The sequence below is a fragment of the Spirosoma litoris genome (assembly GCF_054776755.1).
This window is the reverse complement of sequence record NZ_BAAHBI010000019.1, coordinates 1-7,346: the sequence shown is the minus strand read 5'-3', so window position 1 is coordinate 7,346 and position 7,346 is coordinate 1. Positions and strand designations below refer to the sequence as shown.

General features: G+C 55.2%; 2 protein-coding genes. Both read left to right on the top strand.

Annotated features, from left to right (window positions below; genetic code table 11):
* On the top strand, positions 1-511 hold a 511-nt coding region (locus ACYVGR_RS12195; protein WP_460956910.1), incomplete at its 5' end, for an SdrD B-like domain-containing protein.
* A gap of 130 nt (positions 512-641) precedes the next feature.
* The coding region (locus tag ACYVGR_RS12190; protein ID WP_460956908.1) for a hypothetical protein at positions 642-7,346 on the top strand (6,705 nt) is incomplete at its 3' end.

Here is a 7,346-nt window from a genome sequence, read left to right as displayed (position 1 = left end):
TGGTACGTATACCTATACGCCGACAACGGGCTACAGTGGTCCTGACAGTTTCACCTACACGGCTTGCAACAGTGCCGGTAAGTGCGACAAGGCCACGGTGAGCATTACGGTACTGCCACCAACGGTAGTGGGCACGGTGAACGGCTATGTCTGGAACGATACCAATAAGGACGGTTTGCAAAGTAGTGGCGAAACGGGTGTCCCCAATGTGACGGTGACGCTCTATAATGCGACCACCAACCAGCCCGTAAGTAGTACGGTGACCGATGCGACAGGCCATTACGTATTCTCGAATCTGCCGCAGGGTAGTTATTACGTGCAGTTTACGACCCCAGCCGGGAAAACCTATACGACCCCGAATGTGGGCAGCAATGATGCTGTGGATAGCGATGCGGGACTCAATGGCCAAACGAGCAGCTTTACGCTGAGCCAAAGCCAGCCGAGTTCGACGCAGGATGCGGGTTTGGTACCTATTTGCCCAACCTGTACGACGAATATAACCGTCAAATGATAAGCTAAGCCTGGAAGATAGAGGTGTGTTAGAGCAATCAGGCATCGGATCAACCGTAAGGTGATTCCGGCCTGATTGCCTCTGGCAATTGACCCCCGAAGCTATGGAATACACCAAGACACAGTCATCTATGAAAAAGTATCTACCGTTCACCTGCTCCATCTGGCAGGATGTGTATAGCCCATCTCAGTGGGTAGTCCGCATTTTGTTGCCGTTGCTGGTCCTATCCTTCGTTACTGTAGGGGTGTGTGAGGCCATGACTGAGCCCTTGAAGCCCGCTACTCTACCGGGAGGAGAGGGTCGCCGATCAACCTTGTCAGCCCATAGCTTTCCAAAGCGGTTGAATCTCTTCGCCAGGCAAGATGAAAACCTGCCTTCGATAGGTAAACCAGGTGGGCAAAACAGATTGGAACGTTTGGCAAAAAAACAGGCGGATCCAGTTGTTGAAGCGAATTTGGATACCCCTTGTGTGCCCGTAAGTTACACGCTTTGTGGCGCGAAAACGTCCTTTACCTTAACGGCTGGCAGTGGTTATACCAGTGTGCAGTGGTATAAGGATGGAACAGTTATAGCCGGTGCAACCGCCACGGATTATGTGGCCACTGTAGCCGGTATGTATAGCTACAGTGCGGTTGATGCTACGACAAGCTGTAGTACGAGTTTATGTTGTCCCATTAGTATTGAAAGTTGCGCACCCTGTGTGCCTATAAGTTACACGCTTTGTGGCGCGAAAACGTCCTTTACCTTAACGGCTGGCAGTGGTTATACCAATGTGCAGTGGTATAAGGATGGAACAGTTATAGCCGGTGCAACCGCCACGGATTATGTGGCCACCGTAGCCGGTATGTATAGCTACAGCGCGGTTGACGCTACGACAAGCTGTAGTACAAGTTTATGTTGTCCCATTAGTATTGAGAGTTGTGCTCCCTGTGTGCCAGCTAGTTACACGCTTTGCGGGACAAAGACCTCCTTCACTTTAACAACGGGTGAGGGTTACACGTCTGTACAATGGTATAAAGATGGGGTAGCCATTCCTGGAGCAACCGCCACGGATTATGTGGCTACGGTAGCGGGTATGTATAGCTATAGTGCAGTCGATGCCACTGGTTGTAGTGGCACCTTATGTTGCCCAGTCAGTATCACCGCATGTCCGATAGTTTGTGAGAAGCCCATTCTGACGGTAGGCAACCCCGTCTGCAACGGCAGTGGATTTTATAGTGTGAGTATATACTCCAGTGCCGCCAATATCGTAGCTACTGCAGGTGTGGTGAGTGGCCTGAGTGTGATTAATATTCCGGTGGGCACGCCTGTGAGTGTGAGTGCCAGCAATGGGATAGGTTGTTACAATGTCGCCCAGGTGGATTCACCAACGGGCTGCAATGCCTCCGGCCCCAACGGCTGTACGCCACCTCAGTTGACGGTAGGTCAGCCGCTGTGTATGGGTACTACCTACACGGTGAGCTACCGACTAACGGGTAGTGGCACAGTAACCAGCAATGTGGGCGTAGTCAACGCCAGTGCTCGTCGGATCGAGCAGATTCCGGTGGGGACCAATGTAGTGGTAACCGCTACAGGCAGTGGCACCTGTGTTACGCGGGTCACGGTGGTGAGTCCGGCTTCGTGCAATAACCCTTGTGAGAACCCAGCCATTACCCTGAGTGGTCCTGAATGTAGTAATGGGGCTACGAGCTATGTGGTCAACTATACCGTCAATCCGGGTACTACGGTACTGGTGAGTGCAGGCACAGTGAGCAACGGCTTGATCAGTGGTATCCCCTCGGGTATTCCCTTGAGTGTGACCGTAACGACAGTGAACGGTTGCTCCCCGATGGTAGTCGTGGTTCCACCCGCTAGTTGTACGGTATGTACAGCTCTGGGTCTGAACACGGGTACGACGCTAGCGTTGTGTGGTCAGTCCAATGGTATTGCTACGGTGGTGGTTAATGCGGGTAGTGGAGTGGCTCCGTATACCTATCAATGGACGAATGCACAGGGCACTGTTGTGAGCAGTAACAGCGTTGCGCAAGGTCTGGCTGCGGGCATGTACACCGTTACGGTGACGGATAGCAAAGGCTGTACGGGCCAGAAGGTGGTTACCATCTCTTCGACCAATGCCCCGGCGATTGTGGCTCAGGCGGTCCCCACCAGTTGTGGTCTGGCCAATGGCAGTGCCAGTGTGCAGGTCACCAGTGGTAGCGGTAACTATACCTACCAATGGACCACAAGCACAGGCACCGTAGTGGGCAGCAGTGCAAGTGTGGCTAATCTGGCTGCGGGCACCTACATGGTGAACGTGGTGGATGCCAACGGGTGTAACAGCATGACCTCTGTGGTGGTGGGTACCAGCACCCCGCTGGTGGTAGTGGCTACCCCGCAAAATGCGGTTTGTGGTCAGGCCAACGGCTCGATCAGTGCGCAGGTAAGTGGCGGTTCTCCAAGTTACACCTATCAGTGGCGAACAGCCAGTGGGGTGGTGGCCACCAGTCAGAACCTGACCAATGCCGCTCCGGGCTCTTATAGTGTCGTGATAACGGATGCTACGGGTTGTACCGCCCTGGCCACGGCCAATATCAGTAATGTGGTAGGCCCTCAGGTATCGGGTGTGCCTACCAATGTGAAATGCTACGGAACCCAGACGGGTAGTGTGGTACTGACGGTGTCGGGTGATACCCCACCGATTGGTTACGTATGGAGCAACGGCTCGACGAGCAAGGATCTGACCAATGTAGGAGCCGGTGTGTACACCGTGACAGCTCGGGATGCCAACGGCTGTATGGCGATTCAGAGCTTCACCATCAGCCAGCCCACGGAGATTGCAGCTATCTTCCAGCCGACGTATCCGACGTGTACAAGTCTGACGGGCGGTAGTATCAGCCTGGTGAGCATCAGTGGTGGTACGGCTCCGTATAGTTACACCTGGAGTACGGGTGCCACGACGGCCAGCATCAGCAATCTGAGTGGAGGTATCTACACGTTGACCATTCAGGATGGCAATGGTTGTATGGCTTCTCCAGTAGCGGTGTTGCCCACTCCAAGCAACTGTGCTGCCTTCGATCTGGCCTTGACCAAGAAGTTGTCCAGTGGCCAGTCTGCGACAGTGGTCGCTGGTGGTCAGGTGACCTTCACGGTGACGGTGATCAACCAGGGCGGTGTCGACGCGACCAATGTTCAGGTGACGGATTACATCCCGGCTGGCCTGACGTTGAATGATGCCAACTGGACAGCCAGCAACGGTAAGGCAACGCTCAATGCGCTGATTGCCAGTCTGCCAGCAGGCCAGAGTACAACGCGCAACATCACCTTCACGGTGAGCAACAGCTTCGTAGGTAGTCTGACCAACACGGCTGAGATCAGCAGTGCCTCGGGTGGAACGGATAAAGATTCGACACCCGATGACAATCCAGATAACGATGGCACCCCGGTGAATGATGATACGAGTGGTGACCATAAGAATAATCCGTCTCAGGATGAGGATGATAGTGATATTGAGGTGATTACGGTGACGCCATTGTGTACGGCCTTAGGTCTGAATACGGGCACCACGTTGGCCTTGTGCGGTCAGTCCAATGGCATTGCCACGGTAGTGGTCAATGCGGGCAGTGGGGTGGCTCCGTACAGCTATGCCTGGACCAATGCCTCGGGTAGTGTGGTGAGTTCGAGCAGCATTGCTCAGGGCTTGGCCCCAGGTGTGTACACCATTACGGTCACCGACAGCAAGGGTTGTGTGGGTCAGAAGCAGGTAACCATCTCTTCGACGAGTGCGCCGGTGATCCTGGCTCAGGCTAGTCCGACGGCCTGTGGTGCGCCTAACGGCAGTGCCAGTGTGAATGTGCTGAGCGGAACGGGGAACTATACCTATCAGTGGACGACGAGTGCAGGGATCGTGGTAGGCACGGGCACCAGTGTGCTGAACCTCTCCGCCGGTACGTATATGGTGAGTGTGGCCGATGGTAGTGGTTGCAGCAGCACAACGAGTGTAGTGGTAGGTAACTCTAGCCCTGTGACGGTAGTGGCTACAGCTCAGAACGCCGTTTGTGGTCAGGCTACGGGTAGCATCAGCCTTCAGGTGAGTGGGGGCTCTGGCTCTTACAGCTACCAGTGGCGCAATGCAGCTGGAACCCTGGTGGCTACCAGCCAGAATCTGGTGAATGTGGCTCCGGGTAGTTACAGCGTCACGGTGAGTGATGCAACTGGTTGTGTGGGTGTGACTTCAGCCAACATCAGCAACCTGGCCGGTCCTCAACTGAGTGGGGTGGTGACGAATGTGACCTGTTTTGGTACCCAGACGGGTAGTGTGATGCTGACTGTCAATGGTGGCACTCCGCCGATCGGTTATCAGTGGAGCAACGGCTCGACCAGCAAGGATCTGGTGAATGTAGGAGCGGGCGTGTACACGGTGACGGCTCGGGATGCGAATGGTTGTATGGCGGTACAGAGCTTCACGGTGGTTCAGCCAACGGAGATCGCGGCTGTCTTCCAGCCGACTCAACCGACCTGTGCGAGTGTGAACGGAGGCAGTGTAAGTCTGGTGAGCATCAGTGGGGGTACGGCTCCGTATAGTTATACGTGGAGCAATGGTTCGACGGCCAGCAGTATCAGCAATCTGAGTGGTGGTACTTACATGTTGACTATCAAGGATGCCAACGGTTGTGTGGCTTCGCCGGTAGCGGTGCTCATCACACCAACGGGTTGCAATCCGCAGGTTTGTGAAAAGCCCGTGTTGACAGTAGGTAATCCAGTGTGCAATGGCAGTGGATTTTATAGTGTGAGTGTGTACACCAGTAGCACTAACATCGTGGCCAGTGCGGGCACGGTGAGCGGGCTGAGTGTGATTAATATTCCGGTGGGCACCCCGGTGAGTGTGAGTGCCAGCACTGGACTGGGTTGTTACAACATCGCTCAGGTGGATTCACCAACGAGCTGTAATGCCTCCGGCCCCAATGGCTGTACGCCACCTCAGTTGACGGTGGGTCAACCCTTGTGCATGGGTACTACCTACACGGTGAGTTACCGATTAGTGGGTAGTGGTGGTATAACCAGTAATGTGGGTGTGGTCAACGCATCGGCTCATCGAATCGAGCAGATTCCAGTGGGGACCAATGTGGTGGTGACCGCTACAGGTAGTGGCACCTGTGTGACACGAGTCACGGTGGTGAGCCCAGTTTCGTGTAGCAATCCTTGTGAGAACCCCGCCATTAGTCTGAGTGGTCCTGAGTGCAGTAGTGGTGCTACGTATGTGGTGAGCTACACGGTGAATCCGGGTACGACGGTGTTGGTGAGTGCGGGCAGTGTGAGTGGCGGCTTGATCAGTGGTATTCCTTCGGGTATTCCCTTGAGTCTGACCGTAACGACAGCGAACGGTTGTTCTCCCAAAGTAGTGGTGGTACCACCCGCTTCGTGCACGGTGTGTACGGCTCTGGGCCTGAACACGGGTACGACGTTGGCCTTGTGCGGTCAGTCCAATGGCATTGCCACGGTAGTGGTGAATGCGGGTAGTGGTGTGGCTCCGTACAGTTATGCCTGGACCAATGCCTCGGGTAGTGTGGTGAGTTCGAGCAGCATTGCTCAGGGCTTAGCACCGGGTGTATACACCGTGACAGTAACCGATAGCAAGGGTTGTGTGGGTCAGAAGCAGGTGACCATCTCTTCGACGAGTGCGCCGGTGATTCTGGCTCAGGCTAGTCCGACGGCCTGTGGTGCACCTAATGGCAGTGCCAGTGTGAATGTGCTGAGCGGCACTGGTAGCTATACCTATCAGTGGACGACTTCAGCCGGTGTCGTAGTGGGCAGTTCTGCCAGTGTGCTGAATCTGGCTGCAGGCACCTATCAGGTGAGTGTTGCGGATGGTAGTGGTTGTAGCAGCACGACCTCAGTAGTGGTGGGCAACAGCAGCCCAGTGACTGTAGTGGCTACGACTCAGAACGCGGTTTGTGGTCAGGCCACGGGCTCCATCAGTCTTCAGGTGAGTGGGGGCTCAGGCTCTTACAGCTACCAGTGGCGCAATGCAGCTGGAAGCCTGGTGGCTACCAGCCAGAATCTGGTCAATGCCGCGCCGGGCTCTTACTCGGTGAGTGTGAGTGATGCAACTGGTTGTGTGGGTGTGGCTTCGGCTAACATCAGCAACCTGGCTGGTCCTCAGCTATCAGGAGTAGTGACGAATGTGAAGTGTTTTGGTACCCAGACGGGTAGTGTAGTACTGAGTGTAACGGGTGGCACTCCGCCGATCGGTTATCAGTGGAGCAACGGCTCGACCAGCAAGGATCTGACTAACGTAGGGGCGGGCGTGTACACGGTGACGGCTCGTGACGCGAATGGTTGTATGGCGGTGCAGAGCTTCACGGTGGTTCAGCCAACGGAGATCGCGGCTGTCTTCCAGCCGACTCAGCCGACGTGTACGAGTCTGAACGGGGGTAGTGTGAGTCTGGTGAGCATCAGTGGCGGCACGGCTCCGTATAGTTACACCTGGAGCACTGGCTCAACAGCCAGCAGCATCAGCAATCTGAGTGGTGGTACGTATAGGCTGACCATCCAGGATGCCAATGGTTGTGTGGCTTCACCAGTAGCGGTGCTAACTACGCCAACGGATTGTAGCACGCCGGTCTTCGATCTGGCCTTGACCAAGAAATTGGCTCCTGGACAGCCTGCCCATGTGGTAGCCGGTAGCAATGTAACCTTCACGGTGACGGTGATTAACCAGGGTAATGTAGATGCGACGAGCGTTCAGGTGACGGATTACATCCCAACCGGACTGACGCTCAACGATGCCAACTGGACCGCCAGCAACGGCATGGCGACGCTGAATACGCCAATTGCTGGTTTGGCTGCGGGTCAGAGT